17 protein-coding genes are annotated in these 17,529 nt (G+C 71.1%); 8 read left to right on the plus strand and 9 right to left on the minus strand.

Features of this window, described 5'->3' with window-relative positions; translation table 11 throughout:
- Position 1: 1 nt before the first annotated feature.
- From QOL88_RS27220 to mce, 4 genes are all read right to left on the minus strand, one after another.
- Positions 2 to 970, minus strand: a complete 969-nt coding sequence (locus tag QOL88_RS27220; protein WP_031107950.1) for an ABC transporter ATP-binding protein — start codon at positions 968 to 970, stop codon at positions 2 to 4.
- An 86-nt stretch (positions 971 to 1,056) separates the two neighbouring features.
- Positions 1,057 to 1,992, minus strand: coding sequence for a coiled-coil domain-containing protein (locus QOL88_RS27225; RefSeq protein ID WP_031140747.1), 936 nt, complete (start codon positions 1,990 to 1,992; stop codon positions 1,057 to 1,059).
- Between the two features lie 183 nt (positions 1,993 to 2,175).
- Positions 2,176 to 6,123 carry a polarized growth protein Scy gene (scy, locus tag QOL88_RS27230; RefSeq protein ID WP_097220652.1) on the minus strand — a complete coding sequence of 1,316 codons (3,948 nt, stop codon included), beginning with the start codon at positions 6,121 to 6,123 and terminating at the stop codon, positions 2,176 to 2,178.
- Positions 6,124 to 6,356: 233 nt separating this feature from the next.
- Positions 6,357 to 6,797, minus strand: a complete 441-nt coding sequence (gene mce, locus QOL88_RS27235) for a methylmalonyl-CoA epimerase (RefSeq protein WP_031107947.1) — start codon at positions 6,795 to 6,797, stop codon at positions 6,357 to 6,359.
- A 148-nt stretch (positions 6,798 to 6,945) separates the two neighbouring features.
- On the opposite strand from mce, the gene QOL88_RS27240 reads away from it, so the two are divergent.
- The 3 genes from QOL88_RS27240 to QOL88_RS27250 all read left to right on the plus strand — a co-directional run bounded on the left by QOL88_RS27240 (position 6,946) and on the right by QOL88_RS27250 (position 10,533).
- Positions 6,946 to 8,154: an acetyl-CoA C-acetyltransferase gene (locus tag QOL88_RS27240; RefSeq protein WP_179878975.1), complete on the plus strand. Its 1,209-nt coding sequence runs from the start codon at positions 6,946 to 6,948 to the stop codon at positions 8,152 to 8,154.
- 49 nt (positions 8,155 to 8,203) lie between these two features.
- On the plus strand, positions 8,204 to 9,160 hold the full coding sequence (gene meaB, locus QOL88_RS27245) for a methylmalonyl Co-A mutase-associated GTPase MeaB (protein ID WP_097220656.1): 957 nt from the start codon (positions 8,204 to 8,206) through the stop codon (positions 9,158 to 9,160).
- Positions 9,161 to 9,333: 173 nt separating this feature from the next.
- Positions 9,334 to 10,533 carry an MFS transporter gene (locus QOL88_RS27250; protein WP_097220658.1) on the plus strand — a complete coding sequence of 400 codons (1,200 nt, stop codon included), beginning with the start codon at positions 9,334 to 9,336 and terminating at the stop codon, positions 10,531 to 10,533.
- A gap of 69 nt (positions 10,534 to 10,602) precedes the next feature.
- On the opposite strand, the gene QOL88_RS27255 is transcribed toward QOL88_RS27250, so the two are convergent.
- The gene (locus tag QOL88_RS27255) at positions 10,603 to 11,229 is read right to left on the minus strand and encodes a PepSY domain-containing protein (protein WP_097220660.1); all 627 of its coding nucleotides are present in this window, start codon (positions 11,227 to 11,229) and stop codon (positions 10,603 to 10,605) included.
- 116 nt (positions 11,230 to 11,345) lie between these two features.
- On the opposite strand from QOL88_RS27255, the gene QOL88_RS27260 reads away from it, so the two are divergent.
- Together QOL88_RS27260 and QOL88_RS27265 are read left to right on the plus strand one after the other, a co-directional pair.
- Positions 11,346 to 12,014 carry a response regulator transcription factor gene (locus QOL88_RS27260; RefSeq protein ID WP_097220662.1) on the plus strand — a complete coding sequence of 223 codons (669 nt, stop codon included), beginning with the start codon at positions 11,346 to 11,348 and terminating at the stop codon, positions 12,012 to 12,014.
- Positions 12,011 to 13,420 carry a sensor histidine kinase gene (locus tag QOL88_RS27265; RefSeq protein ID WP_097220665.1) on the plus strand — a complete coding sequence of 470 codons (1,410 nt, stop codon included), beginning with the start codon at positions 12,011 to 12,013 and terminating at the stop codon, positions 13,418 to 13,420. Before QOL88_RS27260 ends, QOL88_RS27265 begins: the two co-directional genes overlap by 4 nt.
- A gap of 24 nt (positions 13,421 to 13,444) precedes the next feature.
- Here QOL88_RS27265 and QOL88_RS27270 read toward each other — a convergent pair whose 3' ends face one another.
- From QOL88_RS27270 to QOL88_RS27285, 4 genes are all read right to left on the minus strand, one after another.
- Complete coding sequence (locus QOL88_RS27270; protein WP_097220667.1) at positions 13,445 to 13,921, minus strand: MarR family winged helix-turn-helix transcriptional regulator; 477 nt, start codon at positions 13,919 to 13,921, stop codon at positions 13,445 to 13,447.
- Positions 13,922 to 14,037: 116 nt separating this feature from the next.
- Positions 14,038 to 14,838 carry an AIM24 family protein gene (locus QOL88_RS27275; RefSeq protein WP_097220669.1) on the minus strand — a complete coding sequence of 267 codons (801 nt, stop codon included), beginning with the start codon at positions 14,836 to 14,838 and terminating at the stop codon, positions 14,038 to 14,040.
- Positions 14,835 to 15,485, minus strand: a complete 651-nt coding sequence (locus tag QOL88_RS27280) for an AIM24 family protein (RefSeq protein WP_097220671.1) — start codon at positions 15,483 to 15,485, stop codon at positions 14,835 to 14,837. The genes QOL88_RS27275 and QOL88_RS27280 overlap by 4 nt, the downstream gene beginning before the upstream one ends.
- A gap of 1 nt (position 15,486) precedes the next feature.
- The gene (locus QOL88_RS27285; protein WP_031105041.1) at positions 15,487 to 16,119 is read right to left on the minus strand and encodes an AIM24 family protein; all 633 of its coding nucleotides are present in this window, start codon (positions 16,117 to 16,119) and stop codon (positions 15,487 to 15,489) included.
- A gap of 168 nt (positions 16,120 to 16,287) precedes the next feature.
- On the opposite strand from QOL88_RS27285, the gene QOL88_RS27290 reads away from it, so the two are divergent.
- The 3 genes from QOL88_RS27290 (at position 16,288) to QOL88_RS27300 (ending at position 17,529) form a co-directional block, all read left to right on the plus strand.
- Positions 16,288 to 16,632 carry a DUF3817 domain-containing protein gene (locus tag QOL88_RS27290; RefSeq protein ID WP_097220674.1) on the plus strand — a complete coding sequence of 115 codons (345 nt, stop codon included), beginning with the start codon at positions 16,288 to 16,290 and terminating at the stop codon, positions 16,630 to 16,632.
- Positions 16,629 to 16,922 (plus strand): MTH1187 family thiamine-binding protein, encoded by a 294-nt coding sequence (locus QOL88_RS27295; protein ID WP_030854324.1) that lies wholly within the window; start codon positions 16,629 to 16,631, stop codon positions 16,920 to 16,922. The genes QOL88_RS27290 and QOL88_RS27295 overlap by 4 nt, the downstream gene beginning before the upstream one ends.
- Positions 16,923 to 17,019: 97 nt before the next feature.
- Positions 17,020 to 17,529, plus strand: coding sequence for a MarR family winged helix-turn-helix transcriptional regulator (locus QOL88_RS27300; RefSeq protein WP_097220677.1), 510 nt, complete (start codon positions 17,020 to 17,022; stop codon positions 17,527 to 17,529).

Below are 17,529 nucleotides of genomic sequence, written 5' to 3' on the forward strand. Positions count from 1 at the left end.
CTCAGCCCCTCTTCCAGCCGTCGCCCCACTGTTGCCGCGGCGGCTCGGGGCTCGCCGGACTCGTTCCGCTGTGTGCGTGGTACTCCACCGACTCCGCCGTCAGCTGCATGAACGCCTCTTCCAGCGAGGCCTGTTGCGGGCTCAGCTCATGCAGCGTGATGCGATGCTGGGCCGCCAGCTCACCGATGTGCTCGGCCTTGCCACCGTCCACCTCCAGCACCCCGTCGCCGCTCTCCACGGCCACGATCCCGGCCTGGTGCAGCACATCGAGCAGCCGCTCCCGCTGCGGACTGCGAACGCGGACGTAACTGCGTGAGTTGCGGTCGATGAAGTCCGCCATGGAGGTGTCCGCGAGCAGCCGGCCCTGCCCGATGACGACGAGGTGTTCGGCCGTCAGGGCCATCTCGCTCATCAGGTGGGAGGAGACGAACACGGTCCGGCCCTGCGAGGCGAGCGATTTCATCAGGGTGCGGATCCAGTGGATGCCCTCGGGGTCGAGGCCGTTGACCGGCTCGTCGAACATCAGGATCCGCGGATCGCCGAGCAGCGCGGCCGCGATGCCCAGCCGCTGCCCCATGCCCATCGAGAAGCCCTTGGTCTTCTTCTTCGCGACCGCCGTCAGCCCGACCGTCTCCAGCACGTCCCGCACCCGGCTGCGCGGAATGCCGTTGCTCTGCGCGAGGCACAGCAGATGGTTGTAGGCGGTGCGCCCACCGTGCCAGGCCTTGGCCTCCAGCAGGGCGCCGATGTACGTCAGCGGGTCCTTGAGCTGCTGGTAGTGCTTGCCGTCGATACGGACGTCGCCGGCGGTCGGGTGGTCGAGCCCCAGAATCATCCGCATGGTGGTGGACTTGCCCGCGCCGTTGGGCCCGAGGAAGCCGGTGACGATGCCCGGTCTGACGGTGAAGGACAGGTTGTTGACCGCGACCTTCTCGCCGTACCGCTTGGTCAGCCCCTCGAGCTCAATCATGCCGCCACGCTAGAACGTGACAAAGCCCTCTGCCACCCGAGCGGCAGAGGGCTTTGCCGGAGATTCAGACTCCGTGCACCGGACTGTTACCGGGACTGCTGCGCCGGAACCCCACGGGAGATCGGCTCGTCCTCGGCCGGCGTACCGGCGGCGGCCACCGCGGCGCCCGTGAGCGTCGCGAGCATCTCGCGGACGTTCGTCAGCTGGGCGTTGATGCTGTCGCGGCGGTTGGTGAGGGCCGCGAGCTCCCGCTCGGATTCGGAACGGATGCGGTCGGCCTTGGCGTTGGCGTCGGCCACGATGTCCTCGGCCTGGCGCTGGGCCGTCTCCACCGTCTGACGGGCGCGGCGCTCGGCGTCCGTGCGCAGCTTCTCGGCCTCCAGGCGCAGCTGCTCGGCGCGGTGCTCGATCTCGGCCAGGCGCTTCTCGGCCTTGGCCTGACGGGAGGCCAGGTCGCGCTCGGACTGCTCGCGGCGCTTGGCGAGGTTCGTCTCGAAGTCGGCGGCGGCCTGCGCGGCCTTCGCACGGGTCTCCTCGAAGAGGGCGTCCGCCTCCTCACGCTTGGACTGCGCGTCCTTCTGCGCCTCGGAGCGCAGCTGGGAGGCGTCACTCTTGGCCTTCTCGACGATCCGCAGGCCCTCGTCCTCGGCCTTCGCCTTGCGCTCCGCCGAGTACGACTCGGCGTCGTTGCGCACCTGCTGGGCCGCCGACTCGGCGAGCTCGCGGTGCTGCTCGGCCGCGCGCCGGGCCTCCTCGCGCAGGTCCTTCGCCTCTTCCTCGGCGAGGCGGAGGATCTTCTCCACGCGCGCACCGAGACCCGCGTACGACGGCTCGGCGTCGGTGATCTGGGCCTGGGCGTTCTGCGTCTCGAGGTGGAGCTCTTCGATGCGCTTTTCCAGAGCGGTGATGCGGGCGAGAGCGCTGTCACGGTCGGAGACGAGCTTGGAGATACGTTCGTCCACCTGAGCGCGGTCGTACCCACGCCGCACAAGCTCGAAGCCGTAGGGGGAAGTGTCGCTCATGGGGTTCCTGTCGAATGAGACCGGTGAGGTGATAGGTGGAATCCTAGGGGCCGAAACGGTGTGTCATCGAGCGGATGCGCGTTTGATCTGGAAAATGACACCCCTTTTGAGTGGCTATCCCCGGGACCGCTTGCCAAAGACTTGGCCAAAGGCCCCAGCACACACCGGATTCGCCCCGTTTCGCTAGCTTTCCGAGGACTTGCCACCCGAACGGGGTGCGCCGACCGTCGCGCCGGCCTTGACTCCGTTGTCCTTGCCCGCGGCGGGGGCCTCGAAGGACTCCAACGCCTCCAGGACGTCCTGGACACGGGAGATCTCGGCGTTGATGTCCTCGCGGCGACGGACCAGGACCTCCAGCTCGCGCTTGCCCTCCTCGACCGTGCGCTTGGCCTCGCGGATCGCCTCGGCCTTGAGCTCCTCGGCCTCCCGCACCAGCGTGGACTTCTTCTGCTCGGCCTCCTTGAGCAGCCCCTCCGCCTTCTTCACCGCGGCGATACGGACCTTGCCCGCCTCGGAGTTGGCCTCCGAGACGATCTCCTTGGCCTTCGCCTGCGCCTTCGCCAGCTGCTCCTCGGCCGCCTTGACGAGCGCGTCGCAGCGGTCGCCCGCCGACTTCATCGCCTCGGCCGACTCACGGCGTGCCCGCTCGTGCAGCTCCTCGATCTCCGAGGTGATGCGGTCGCGCAGTTCCTCGGCACGCTCCCTGATCTGCGTGGCGTCCCGGCGCGCGCCGACCAGCAGCTCGTCGGCGTCCGTACGGGCCTTCTCCACCCGGGAGTTGCCCTCGACCGTCGCCTCGGAGACGAGCCGGTCGGCCTCCTTGCGGGCCGCGCCCACCATGGTGTCCGCCCGCGACTCGGCCTCCGCGGTGGTCTTGTGCGCCTGCTGCTGCGCCTCGGTCAGCAGCTTGTCCGCCTCGGCCGTGGTCTCCGTGATGAGCTTGTCGACCTGCTCGGCCGCCTCGGAGCGCCGCTTGTTGGCGTCCTTGCGGACCTCGTCCAGCGTGCGGTCGGCCTCCTCGCGCGCGCTGGTGACGAGCCGCTCCGCCTCCGCCTCCGCGTCGGTCTTGACGCGCGCGGCCTCGCTGCGGACCCGCTCCGCGTGCTGCTGCGCCGAACCGACCGTCTCGGCGGCCTCGGCCCGCAGCCGCTCCGCCTCGCCGGTGGCCTCCCCGACCAGCTGCTCGGCCTTGGCGACCGACTCCGCGCGCACCCGCTCGGCCTCGGCGGCCGCCTCGGAGCGGACCCGCTCGGCCTCGGAGATCGCCTCCGTACGGACCCGCTCGGCCTCGGCGACCGTGTCCATGCGCAGCCGGTCGGTCTCCTGGACCGTCTCCGTCGTGAGCCGCTCCGCCTCGTTACGCGCCTCGGTGATGAGGGTGTCCGCCTGCGTCGCCGCGTCCGACCGGATGCGGTTGGCGTCCTCCCGGGCGTCCGCCCGGGTACGCGAGGCACTCTGCTCGGCCTCGGCGATCGCGTCCGACGCCTCCGTGCGCACCCGCTGGGCGTGCTCGGCGACGTCCGTGCGGATCCGCTCCGCCTCCGAGATCGCCTCGGACATCGTCCGCTCGGCGAGCGCCTTGGCGGCCTCGGTCTCCTCGTGCGCCTCGCGCCGCAGCCGGCCCGCGTCCTCGCTCGCCCGCTCCCGCTCGGCGTAGGCGTCGGTGCGGACCCGGTCCGCCTCCTCCTGGGCCTCCCGGCGCGTACGGTCCGCCGCGTGCTCGGCGGCGCTGCGCAGGCCGGTGATCTCCTCCTGGGCCTGCTCGTGCAGCCCCGCGACGGAGTCCCGGACCTGCTGGGCGTGCTGCTCGGCCGCCGACACCATCTCCGTGGCGCGCCGGTCGGCCTCCTCGACCAGCCGTACGGCCTCGGTCTGCGCGTCCTCCACGCGCTTGCGCGCCGAGGCCAGCAGCTCCTCGCTCTGCTCGCGCGCCCGCTCGCGCTCCTGGTCGGCTTCCTGCCGGGCGCTGCCGAGGAGTTCCTCGGCCTCGCGGCGGCGCCGGTTGGCCTCCTCCTGTGCGGCGGCCAGCGTCTCCGAGGCCTCCGTGCCGAGCCGCTCGGCAGCGGCCTGCGCCTCCGCGCGCATCCGGTCGGCGCTCTCCTGCGCCTCCGACTTCAGCCGCTCGGCCTCGTTCGCCGCCTCCGAGCGCAGCCGTACGGCGACGGCCTCGCCCTCGGCGCGCGACGCGGACGCGTCCGACGCGGCCTCGTCACGCAGCCGCTCGGCCTCCGCCTCGGCCTGCTGCTGGAGCGTACGGATCCGCTCCGCGGCCTCGGCGCGCAGCCGCTCGTTCTCCTCGGCGGCCTCGCGGCGGATCCGCGCGGCCTCCTCCCGTGCGTCCGACAGCGCCTGCTCGGCGGCCGTCAGCCGCTCCTCGGCCTCCCGCTGGAGCCGCGTCAGCTCCTCGGCGGCCTCCGCCCGACGGGCCTCCATGGCCCGCTCGGTCTCCTCGTGCAGTTCCCGCGCCGCGCGCTCGGCGTCCTCCTTGAGCGCCTCCGCCTGCTCGACGACCTCCTCGCGGTGCCGCTCGGCCTCCTGCCGGGTGCGCTGAAGGGTCTCCTCGGCCTGCCGGCGCAGGGTCGTCGCCCGCTCGATGGCCTCGGTGCGGACCTTCTCGCTGTCCGCCTGGGCCGTCGTGCGCAGCTCGTCCGCGTCCGCCTTGGCCTTGGCGAGCAGCTCCTCGGCGGACTTCGCCGCCTCCTCGATCTGCGCCACGGCCTCCTTGCGGGCCTCGGCGCGGATCTTCTCGCCCTCGTCGACCGCGTCCGCCCGCAGCTGCTCGGCCTCGCCGCGCAGCCGGCGGGCCTCCTCCTGCAGCTCGACCGTCTTGGCGCGGTACTCCTTGGTGTCGTCCTTCGCCGCGCCCTTGAGCTGCTCGGCGATGTCGTGCGCCTCGGCCCGCAGCCGGTCCGCCTCGGCCTCGGCCTCCGAGCGGATCCGCTCGGCCTCCTCGGCCGCGGCCTTGGTGGTCTTCTTGGCGTCCTCCGACGCCTTGTCGAGGACCTCCTCGGCGGTCCTGGCCGCCTTGGACAGCTGGGTCGCGGTCTCCTCGGCGGTGAGCGTGCGGGCCTTCTCGGCGGCCTCCGCGACGATCTTCTCGGCCTCGGCCTTGGCGTCCGCGACGAGCTGCTCGGCCTCGGACTTGGTGTTCTCGGCCTCCTTCGTGGCCTCCTCGACCAGCCGGGCGACCTGCTCCTTGGCGGTGCGTGTCCGCGTCTCGTTCGCGGACTCCGCGCTCGCCAGGGCCTTGGCGGCGGCCTCCTCGGCCTCCGCGACCAGCTTCTCCGACTCGGTCTGCGCCTTGCGCAGCGCCTCCTCGGCCTCGGCCATCCGCTGCTCGGCGGCCTTGCTCAGCTCCTGGGCCTCGCGGCGCGCGGACTCCGACTCCGAGGCGCTGGACGTGCGCAGCTGCTCGGCGTGGTCGGTGGCCTCCTGGGCCTGGTTGGAGGCGGCGTTGAGCAGGCGCTCGGCGTCCGTGCGGGCGCGGCGCAGGATCTGCTCGGCCTCGGCCCGGGCCTCCTCGGCCGCGCCCGTCAGCCGCTGCCGGGCCTCGGTCGACAGCCGCTCGGCCTCCGCGCGGGCGGTGGCCAGGGCCTGCTCGGCCTCGGCCCGGGACTCCTCGAGCAGCCGGCGCGCCTGCTGCTCGGTGCGGGCCCGCAGCTGCTCGGCCCACGCCACGTTCTCGTTGACGTGCGACTCGACCGTCTGGCGGCGCTCGGACAACTCCTGGTCCAGCTGCTGGCGGCGGGTCACCGCCTCCTGGTGCAGCTCGGCCTGGAGCCGGGCCGCCTGCTCGGCGTGCTCCTGGAGGATCCGCTGGGTCTGGGCCCGGGCCTCGCTCAGCTCCCGGTCGGCGTCCGCGCGGATCTGGTCGGCCTGCACCTGCGCGTTGCGCAGCAACTGCTCGGCCTGCCAGCCGATGTCGCCCCCCTCGAAGGAGGGCCGGGACATGATGGTGCGCCGCGCCTCGTGCAACTTGGCGCGCAGCACCTCGACCTGGTAGCCGAGGTCCTCGGCGTGCTGGATCGCCTTTTCCCGTTCGGTCTTCAGCCGCTTCATCTCGGCTTCGAACCGAGAGAGGTGGTCGACGTCAGCCGCCGGCTCTCGCTCCTGGCTCTCGTAGCCCCGCACTGCGCGGTCCCATCCGTCCCCTGGTCGCAACTCTTTCCGAACGAGCTCCGTCCATCCGCCGAACGGGGCCCCCGGGGAATGGTGTCAGATCATCGGCGGAGCAGAGGCTGCTGCCCCGACGCTCGTCCCCCGAAACCCGGACCCCGGTGGTCCTGCCGTCGCACGGCGGGACCGCGGTCACCCTGGACTGAGCGGCGACCGCCCCCAACCCTACCGGCCCCTATGTACGAGGGTCAGTGCTCAGGTGACTCAACAGGCGCCGAAGTGACCAGTTCTGTCAGTACGCCATGACAGTCCTTGGGGTGCAGGAAGGTGATCCGTGACCCCATGGAACCGACTCGCGGCTCTTCGTACAGCACGCGTACGCCCTTGCCCTTGATCTCCTCGGCGTCACCGTCGACATCTGCCGTACCGAAAGCGATGTGGTGGACGCCCTCACCGTTCTTCGCCAGCCACTTCGCGACGGTGGAGTCCTCCCGGGTCGGTTCCAGGAGCTGCAGGTAGGAGGCGCCGCCGTCGGACGTCTCGTTGATCTTGAGCATGGCCTCGCGCACGCCCTGCTCCTCGTTGACCTCGGAGTGGAACACCTCGAAGCCGTAGGTGGCACGGTAGAACTCGACGGTCTTGTCGAGGTCGAAACAGGCGATTCCGATGTGGTCGATTCGCGTCAGCATGGATTCAGTGCAGCGCCCCCGAGGTGGTTACGCAACGTGCGCGCGATCACACCGACGGCCCGATGACGGCACGGAGTGCCACTCAGTACATTCGAAGTAAACCCTCGTTCACTCCTCGGCTGTGCAGCCGGTAAGGGGATCGCAGCTCATGTCTTCTGGAACTTCCGAAGCGAACAGCTCGGTGATCGTCGCGGGCGCGCGTACGCCCATGGGCCGGTTGCTCGGTTCGCTCAAGTCCTTCTCCGGAGCCGACCTCGGCGGCTTCGCGATCAAGGCCGCCCTCGACCGTGCGGGGATCGGCGGCGACCAGGTGCAGTACGTGATCATGGGCCAGGTGCTCCAGGCCGGGGCGGGGCAGATCCCGGCCCGCCAGGCCGCGGTCAAGGCCGGCATCCCGATGAACGTGCCGGCGCTGACCATCAACAAGGTGTGTCTGTCGGGCCTCGACGCCATCGCGCTCGCCGACCAGCTCATCCGTGCGGGTGAGTTCGACGTGGTCGTGGCCGGTGGCCAGGAGTCCATGACCAACGCGCCGCACCTGCTGCCGAAGTCCCGTGAGGGCTTCAAGTACGGCGCCGTCGAGATGATCGACGCCATGGCCTACGACGGTCTGACCGACTCCTTCGAGGGCGTCGCCATGGGCGAGTCCACGGAGAAGCACAACACCCGCCTGGGCATCGCGCGGCCCGAGCAGGACGAGATCGCCGCGCTGTCGCACCAGCGGGCCGCGGCGGCACAGAAGAACGGCCTGTTCGAGGCCGAGATCACGCCCGTCGAGATCCCGCAGCGCAAGGGCGACCCGGTGCTGTTCAGCAAGGACGAGGGGATCCGCGGTGACACGACCGCGGAGTCGCTCGGGAAGCTGCGTCCGGCGTTCGCCAAGGACGGCACGATCACGGCCGGTTCCGCCTCGCAGATCTCCGACGGTGCCGCCGCCGTCGTCGTGATGAGCAAGGCCAAGGCGCAGGAGCTCGGCCTGGAGTGGATCGCCGAGATCGGCTCGCACGGGAACGTGGCCGGGCCGGACAACTCGCTGCAGTCGCAGCCGTCCAACGCGATCCTGCACGCGCTGAAGAAGGAGGGCCTGGAGGTCTCGGACCTCGACCTCATCGAGATCAACGAGGCGTTCGCCGCCGTGGCCGTTCAGTCCATGAAGGACCTCGGCGTGTCCACCGAAAAGGTGAATGTCAACGGTGGTGCGATTGCCCTGGGTCACCCGATCGGGATGTCCGGTGCGCGTCTCGTGCTGCATCTCGCGCTGGAGCTGAAGCGGCGCGGCGGTGGCGTGGGTGCGGCCGCGCTGTGCGGTGGTGGTGGGCAGGGTGACGCGCTGATCGTGCGCGTGCCCAAGGCCTGAGTCCCGGTACGTCCCTTCTCGGTACGTCCCTTATCTGAACGGAGCTGTGATGCAGGACGTCTCCACCCTGGTGGCCCAGGCCAGGGAAGGCCGGCCGCGGGCCGTGGCCCGGCTGATCTCCCTGGTGGAGGGGGCGTCCCCGCAGCTGCGGGAGGTCATGGCGGCGCTGGCGCCGCTGACGGGCGGGGCGTACGTGGTGGGACTGACCGGGTCGCCCGGGGTCGGCAAGTCGACGTCGACCTCGGCGCTGGTCACCGCGTACCGCAAGCAGGACAAGCGGGTCGGCGTGCTCGCCGTCGACCCGTCGTCCCCGTTCTCGGGCGGTGCGCTGCTCGGGGACCGGGTGCGGATGTCGGAGCACGCGTCCGACCCGGGTGTGTACATCAGGTCGATGGCCACGCGCGGGCATCTGGGCGGGCTGGCCTGGTCGGCTCCGCAGGCGATCCGGGTGCTGGACGCCGCCGGCTGCGACGTGATCCTGGTCGAGACGGTGGGGGTGGGACAGTCCGAGGTGGAGATCGCCTCGCAGGCGGACACGTCCGTGGTGCTGCTGGCGCCGGGGATGGGCGACGGGATCCAGGCGGCCAAGGCCGGGATCCTGGAGATCGGCGACGTGTACGTCGTGAACAAGGCGGACCGGGACGGGGCGGACGCGACGGCTCGCGAGCTGAACCACATGCTGGGGCTGGGGGAGTCCCGGGGGCCGGGTGACTGGCGTCCGCCGATCGTGAAGACGGTCGCCGCGCGGGGCGAGGGCGTAGACGAGGTCGTCGAGGCGCTGGAGAAGCACCGGGCCTGGATGGAGGAGCGGGGTGTGCTCGCGGAGCGGCGTCTGTCCCGGGCGTCGCGGGAGGTCGAGACGATCGCGGTGACGGCGCTGCGGGAGCGGATCGGGGACCTGCACGGGGATCGCCGGCTCGACGCGCTCGCCGAGCGGATCATCGCCGGTGACCTCGACCCCTACCGGGCGGCGGACGAACTGGTCGCGGGGCTCACGAAGGGCTGATCCGGCATGGCGGAAAACACCGTGGCCGGTGGCCCGGTGCGTTGATACCTTGATCGGCGTGTTCCTCCTCTTGGCATAGGGCCCGCCCAGCCCGCGATCGACGAGCAGCAGCGGCTGTGGTCGTCGCGGCGCTCCGGCGTCCCCTCGTTGCCTCCCGTTGAGGAACCTCACGCGTGTCCACATCCCTCGCGCGGCCCTCGTACGCCGCCGTTCTGCGCCTCCCCCATGCACGCCGCACCTTCCTGGCCGCCCTCGTCGGCCGGATGTCGTACGGCACCGTCTCCATCGCTCTGATGCTGAGCCTGACCCGCGCCTCCGGGTCGTACGCCGTGGCCGGCTCCGTCATGGCGCTGTTCGGCGCAGCCGGAGTCCTGCTGTCGCCGTACCGGGCGGCCCTGGTCGACCGGCACGGGTCCCGCCGCGCCCTGCTTCCCTTGGCCCTGCTCTACGCCGGCCTGCTGTGTGCTCTGGCGGTGGTCTGCCTGCGTCCGGGCGTGTCCCCGGCGGTCCTCGCCGTCACCGCCGCCGCCGCGGGCGCCTGCCAGCCCCCGCTCGGACCCACCATGCGCACGGTGTGGGCCGAACTCACCGTTGACCGGCAGCTGCTGCAGCGGGCGTACAGCCTGGACGCTGTCGCCGAGGAACTGCTGTACGTCACCGGACCGCTCGCGGTGGGCGTGGTGGTGGGCCTCGCCTCCCCGGCCGCCGGTGTTCTGCTGAGTGCGGGGCTCATGGCGGCCGGAACCCTCGCCTTCGTCACGTCACCGGCGGTGGCCTCGGTACGCCCCCTTCCGGGCCGGACGCCCCGCCGTACCCGGGGCGTTTCGGTCCTGAGCCGCGCGCTGCTGCGACCGGTCGTCGTCATCGCCGGTGTCGGCCTGGCACTGAGCGCCGTCGAACTCCTGGTCGTCGCCTACGCCGCCCAGCGGCACCACGGGGACGAAACCGTCGCCTGGGTGCTCGCGGCGTTGGCGGCGGGCAGCGCTGTGGGCGGTCTGCTGAACGGCGCAGTCGCCTGGCGTGCGCCGGCCCGGGTCCGGCTCCCCCTTCTCGCGGCCGGCCTGGGCGTGACCCTGGCCGCCGCTGGTCTCGCCCCCGGCATCGGCACCCTCACCGTGGCGGTCACCTGTGCCGGCCTGTTCATCGCACCGGCGCTGACGACGGCGTACCTCATCGCTGACGAAACCGCGGCGCCGGGGACCCGCACGCAGGCCGGAGCCTGGATCAACACCGCCGTGAACGCCGGCGCCGCGGCCGGAGCCGCGGCGGTGGGGCTGCTGGTGGAGCGCCTGCCGCTGGCCGCGTGTTTCGCGGTGGCGGGTGCGGTGGCCTTGGTGGGAGCGGTCGCGTGCGGTGCCGGACAGGGCGACTGAGGCCTGCGCGGGGCGGGCAGGGGTGGCGTCGGGCCGAACAGCCCGGCGCCACCCCGGCACACAGTCCCGTCAGTCGTTCTCCGCGTCATCCGATCGGTCCGCCGTGATCTTGCCGGTGGCCAGGTCGATCTTCCAGTCCTGCTCGGCGCCGCCGGACTTGCGCGTCTCGGCCTCCCAGGACTTGTTCTTGCCGTCGTCGTCGAGGTCCACGGACGTCACCACGCCCTTGCCGGCGGCAGCCTTAGCCGCCTGCTCGGCCGTCACCGACGAGCCCTTCAGCGCCGCCCGCACCTGCGCCGTGTCGTCCTCGTCGTCGATGTGCGAGCCGAGGACCTTGCCGTTCGCCGGGTCGACGCTCACGGTGTGCCAGGTGTTGTCGCCCGACAGGACGTCGACCGTCCAGACGACCTTGTCGCTGTCGTCCTCATCGTCCAGCTCGGCGGAGACCACCGTGCCCGAGGTGTGCTTCAGCGCGGAGGCGATGGCCTCGGACGCCGTGACGTCCGCCGACACGGTCTTCTCGGCGTCGTCGTCCCGGTCGCCGTCGTCGTCCCGGACGTCGTCGTTCGACGGCTGGGTGGTGGCCGCCTGCCGCGCCGAGCCCTGGTCGTCTCCCGTGGTCGCGAGGGCCGTGGCCGTCCCGCCTCCGATCAGAGCGGCGGCGGTCACAGCGGCGATCACGATGTTGCGCTTCATGCGGATTCCTCCCGAGTCGTTTCGTTTTCGACGTCTTCGACTCTGGCTGACGGAGGCTGAGAGGAACCTGAAGCCCCCTGAAGGGATCTTCAGGTTGGCTTTGCGACTCTTTACCCATGCGCCTGTTGATCGTGGAGGACGAGAAGCGGCTGGCCCTGTCGCTCGCCAGGGGCCTGACGGCCGAGGGGTACGCCGTGGACGTCGTCCACGACGGACGGGAGGGGCTGTACCAGGCCTCGGAGGGCACGTACGACCTGGTCATCCTCGACATCATGCTGCCCGGCCTCAACGGCTACCGGGTCTGCGCGGCCCTGCGCGCCGCCGGGCACGACGTGCCGATCCTGATGCTGACCGCCAAGGACGGCGAGTACGACGAGGCCGAGGGGCTCGACACCGGCGCGGACGACTATCTGACCAAGCCGTTCTCGTACGTCGTGCTCGTCGCCCGGGTCAAGGCGCTGCTGCGGCGGCGCGGGCAGGGCGCGGGGGCCTCGCCCGTGCATGTGCACGGGGATCTGAAGGTGGACACCGCGGCCCGGCGGGTCTTCCTGGGCGAGGACGAGATCACCCTCACCGCCAAGGAGTTCTCCGTGCTGGAGCATCTCGTGCTGCGGGCCGGCGAGGTGGTGTCCAAGTCCGAGATCCTGGAGCACGTCTGGGACTTCGCCTACGAGGGCGATCCGAACATCGTCGAGGTGTACGTCAGCACGCTGCGGCGGAAGCTGCGGGCGGGGCTGATCCGGACCGTGCGCGGGGCCGGCTACCGGCTGGAGACGTCGCCGTGAGGCGGCTGTTCGGGTCCGTCCGGGCGCGGGCCACGCTGGGGGCGACGCTGGTCGTCGCGGTGGCGCTCGTCGCCGCCGGGGCCGCCGTGCTGCTGTCCCTGCGGTCCAACCTGATCGGCGAGGCCGGTACCGAGGCGGAGCGCTCCGCGCGGGCGGTCGCCTCCGAGCTCGCCGCCGGGACGCCCTACGACAAGCTCTCGGGGCTGGACGGCGACGACGGGCCCGTGCAGGTCCTGGACGAGCACGGCCGGCTGGTCGCGGCCAGTGAGGATCTGGAGAAGATCAGCGGGACCGACAGCGGGCAGGTGAAGCCGCGGCCGGCGGCGAAGCCCACCGGGGAGGACGATGACGACTCCGACGACGCGGGCGATCCCCTCGAAGCCGGTGAGATCTCGGGGGAGAGCGTCTTCAGCAACGGGTCGGCGACCATCGACGGGGACGCGGAGGACTACCGGTTCGCCGCCGTCGAGGTGGAGACCCACGACCGGGGGCACCTCAAGGTCTACGCCGGTTCCCCGCTGGCCGCCGAACACGGGGCCGTACGGACCGCGCTGACGGTGATGCTGATCGGGTTCCCGCTGCTGCTCGGTGTCGTCGCGGCCGTGACCTGGCTGGTCACCCGGCGGGCCCTGCGGCCCGTGGAGGGGATCCGGCGCGAGATGGCCGCGATCACCCGGTCCGAAGACCTCGCGCGGCGCGTTCCGGAGCCGGACACGCACGACGAGATCGCCCGGCTCGCCAGCACCACCAACGAGACGCTCGCGGCGCTGGAGACGTCCGTGGAGCGGCAGCGGCGGTTCGTCGCCGACGCCTCACATGAGCTGCGCAGCCCCATCGCTTCGCTGCGGACGCAGTTGGAGGTGGCCGCCGCGCATCCCGAGCTGCTGGATCTGGACGGGGCCGTGGAGGACACCGTCCGGCTGCAACGGCTGGCCGCCGACCTGCTGCTGCTCGCCCGGCTGGACGCGGGGGAGCGGCTGGGCGACGCGCGGGTCGACCTCGCCGGGCTGGCCCGGGAGGCGGCCGAGGGGCGGACGGGTGTGACCGTGGACGCGGAGGCGGTGGAGGTGGCCGGATCGCGGGGGCAGTTGGGGAGGGTGCTCGCCAATCTGCTCGACAACGCCCAGCGGCACGCCCGGTCGGCCGTGACCGTGAACGTGCGGCGCGAGGGCGACCGGGCCGTGGTCGGGGTGGCCGACGACGGTGACGGGGTGCCCGAGGACGACCGGGAGAGGATCTTCGAACGGTTCGTCCGGCTGGACGCGGCCCGCAGCCGCGACGACGGCGGAGCCGGGTTGGGGCTCGCCATCGCCCGCGACGTGGCCGTCCGGCACGGCGGCACGCTCACGGCCGGACGGGGGCCCGCAGGCGGAGCCCTGTTCGAACTCCGCCTGCCGCTCGTCTAGCGGGGCTGGCAGCGGGGGCTGCGGTTACGGGCGCCCGCGCTGGCCGCGCAGGTGCTCCGCGATGGGCTTGAGGGCCTTGTCGAGCTCGGTCAGGGCCTCGGGGGACAGCAGGTCGATGAAGTGCCTGCGCACGGACGCCACATGGTGGGGCGCGACCTTCTGCATCGTCGTCATCCCGTGGTCGGTCAGGACCGCGTAGAGCCCCCGGCGGTCCGACTCGCAGTTCTCCCGCCGGACCAGGTTCCCGTTCTCCATGCGCGTGATCTGGTGCGAGAGGCGGCTCTTGGACTGGAGGGTGGCGGAAGCGAGGTCGCTCATCCGCATCCTCTGGCCCTCGGACTCGGAGAGATTCACCAGGATCTCGTAGTCGTTCATTGTCAGGCCGAACGGCTGCAGGTCCTTCTCGAGCTGGTACGTCAACAGCCTGTTGACCTCCAGGTGGGTGCGCCAAGCGCACTGCTCCGCATCGGTCAGCCAGCGGGTGGCCGTCTCGGTCTCCATGAATGAAGTCTACCTAAAATGTTGAAAGGCGAACTAGTGAGGGGTGGCGTGTGACCGCGCACGCCTGGCGAACAGCTGTGCGCAGACGTTCGATGTCACACTCCGCAGACTACCGCTCACAGCCCGAAGCGACGCTGGAGGTCCCCCAGCTGTCCGGGAAGGCGCGGTACGCCGGACTGCCCCGCCTGGGGGCTGTGCGCCCCGCCGCCGGGCACGCCGGCCTGGTGCGGAACGGTCCCCGTGGCCTGCTCGGCCATCAGGGTCTCGGACGACTGGAGCAGCACCGTCCCGGCGCCCACGAACTCGAACTGGTGCTCCTCGCCGGAGGCCCCGCCCAGGCCCGTCAGCGCACGTAGACCGCCCATGACGCCGGTCATGTACCCGTGGTCGTAGTGGTGGCACGGAGAGGGGCAGTCGGCCCAGCCGACCAGGGCCTGGGGGTCGACCCTGATCGGGGGTTCCATGAACACCACCGGTCCGTTCGACGCGGCCACGAACTTTCCGGTTCCGATGAGGGTCAGAAAACCCGGCACGATTGATTGCTTCAGTGACAGAGTTGGCTGAAAAGCAAGCAGGTTGCCGGAGCGAATGGTCAGGTTGCCGTCCTCGAGGTCGTACGAATTGACGTCGAAGGCCCGGTCGGCGAGGAGCATCTTGCCCGAGCCCTCCGCCACGACCCAGTCGCTCGCGTGCAGTGGCGAATGGAACGACGTGCGCACGAGACGGTCCAGCCGGCCGTGTCCGACGCCGTTGAAGTCGATCGAGCCGTAGTAGGCGATCATCTTCCCCTTCTGCAGGAACCACTGGCTCCCCTTGAGCTCCACACAGAAGGTGTACGCGTTGACGTTGTCGTCCGCCGGCAGCGTCGCCGGGTCGAGGACCACGGGGCCGGTGCCCGGGGTTCCGTAGGTGCTCACAGCTTCTCCTCCGACGCCTGGACGTACACCGCACCGCTTCCGCTGAGCTCCAGCTGGAAGGCCTCGCCCGAGCCGCGGCCCACCATGTCCCGCCAGCCGAGCGCCGTGGACAGCTTGTTGCGGACGTCGCCGTGGTGGGCGACGTAGGCCTGCGGGTCCACATGGACCGGCCGCTGCGGGCTGATCGGGATCTCGATGACGCCGCCGTGCGCCATGACCGCGACGGCCCCGTGGCCCTTCAGCGTCGTCGTGAACAGCCCCTGGCCGCTGACCTGGCCCCGCACCATGCCCATGACTCCGCCCTGCGCGCCCAGGAACATCGTGCCCTGCTGGAGCGTGCCCTCGAAGGCCAGGAGGCGGTCCGCCTCCACGTACAGCGTGTCGCCGGAGAGCCGGATCACCTGGATGTGGTGCCCGCCGTGCCCGAAGAGGACCGTGCCGCTGCCCTCGACGGACATCAGGGGGGTGTCCTCGTTCGCCACCCGGCGGCCGATCATCGACATGACCCCGCCCTGGCCGCCCGCCATGTTGGGCGTGAACGACACCTCGCCCTGGTACGCGAGCATCGCGCCGCGCTGACTGAACAGCCGCTGCCCCGGCGCGACCGTCGCCTCGACCATCTTCCCGTTGATCTCCCGGAAGGCCATCTCACACGTCTCCCGCGATCGTGTTCCGCTCGCTCGGCTGCACGTACACCAGCCCGTCCCCCTCGAACCGCATCTGGAAGGCCTCGCCGCCGCCCTCCCCGAGCAGCGTGCGGAACGTCACACCGGACTGGAAGGACTGCCGCAGATTCCCCTGGTGCGCCACGTACGCCCCCGGGTCGACGGTCAGCGGGTACTGCGCGCTCACCCGCAGCACCACCGCCGGGCCGTCCGACATGATCGCCGCCTGGCCGTGGCCCTCGACGGTCGTCGTGAACAGTCCGTTGCCCTGCGACGCGCCGCGCAGGCCCGTGAACTCCGTGCCCGTGCGCAGCCCGCCGTCGGTCGCGAGCAGGTTGCTCGACTCGACGTACAGCTTGTCGCCCTGGATGCTGACCAGGTTGATCTCGGAGGCGCGGTCCGCGAACCAGCAGGTTCCGCGCCCCTTCACCTCCATCAACGTCATCTGCTCACCGGTCAGCCGCCGGGTCACCATGCCCCGGATGCCCTCGCCGCCGCCGCTGAGCTTCTTGAAGGCCATCTCGCCGTCGTACGCGACCATCGAGCCGTTCTTCGCTTTCACGGCATCCCCGGTCATGTCGACGGCGAGCACCTTGCTGCTCTGAAGTCGGAACATCGCCACGACTGGAAGGTAGCCGCAGGCCGGGCCGCTGGGACAGGGCCCGTGGGTGGAGAACGTCCCTGACCGCACCCCTAGGGGCCGGATGCCGAGGCGGTTTGCCACAATGGGCCCGACGCTTGTGCGCGTGTTCACAAACTGTTTCTCTCCCACCGAAGGTGACCCGTGGACCTCAAGACCGCCACCGCCATCCGCCGCCTCCGCCTGGTCTCGGCCCCCGAGGCGATCTCCTTCCTCCTCCTGCTGGTCTGCTCGGTGCTGAAGCGGACCACGGACTTCAACGCCGTGCCGGTGATGGGCATGGTGCACGGGGTGCTCTTCGTCCTGTACGTCATCTTCTGGGCCGACGCGTGGAACCGGGCGAAGTGGTCGCTGAAGACCGCCGCGCTGTACTTCGTCCTCTCGGTGCTGCCGACCGGCGGGTTCTTCGCCGAGCGCATGCTGCGGCGTGAGGCCGAGGACGCGGTCATCGCGTCCCGCGCCCGCAAGGAAGGCGTGGTGGGCGCGTGATCGTCGCCTTTTCCGTGACGCCGCTCGGGGTCGGTGAGGACGTGGGGGAGTACGTCGCCGACGCCGTGCGGGTGGTGCGCGAGTCGGGCCTGCCGAACCGCACCGACGCGATGTTCACGTCCGTCGAAGGGGAGTGGGACGAGGTCATGGACGTCGTCCGGCGCGCGGTCGCCGCGGTCGAGCGCCGGGCCCCCCGGGTCTCCCTCGTCCTCAAGGCGGACATCCGCCCCGGCGTGACGGACGGCCTCACGTCCAAGGTGGAGACGGTGGAGCGGCACCTCGCCGAGTAGATGACGACAGCGGCCCTGGCGCAGCGACCCGGTGGTGGCCCGCCCGAAGGGCGAGACAAGGCTGACCGCCATGTGACCGGCCGGTAAGGTCGGGTTCGTGCCGAAGCCGCTCAGTCTCTCCTTCGATCCGATCGCGCGCGCCGACGAACGCTGGAAGCAGCGCTGGGGAAACGTGCCGTCCATGGCCGCGATCACCTCGATCATGCGCGCTCAGCAGATCCTGCTGGGCGAGGTCGACGCGGTGGTCAGGCCGTACGGGCTGACGTTCGCGCGCTACGAGGCGCTGGTGCTGCTCACCTTCTCCAAGTCCGGCGAGCTGCCGATGTCCAAGATCGGTGAGCGGCTCATGGTGCACCCCACGTCCGTGACGAACACCGTGGACCGGCTGGTGAGGTCGGGTCTGGTCGCCAAGCGGCCCAACCCGAACGACGGCCGCGGCACCCTCGCCAGCATCACCGACAAGGGCCGTGAGGTCGTCGAGTCGGCCACCCGCGACCTGATGGCGATGGACTTCGGGCTCGGGACGTACGACGCCGAGGAGTGCGCGGAGATCTTCGCGATGCTGCGGCCGCTGCGCGTCTCGGCGGGTGACTTCGAGGAGGAGTGA

The sequence above is a fragment of the Streptomyces sp. Ag82_O1-12 genome (assembly GCF_900182715.1).
In the GTDB taxonomy this organism is placed as follows: Bacteria; Actinomycetota; Actinomycetes; order Streptomycetales; family Streptomycetaceae; genus Streptomyces; species Streptomyces massasporeus.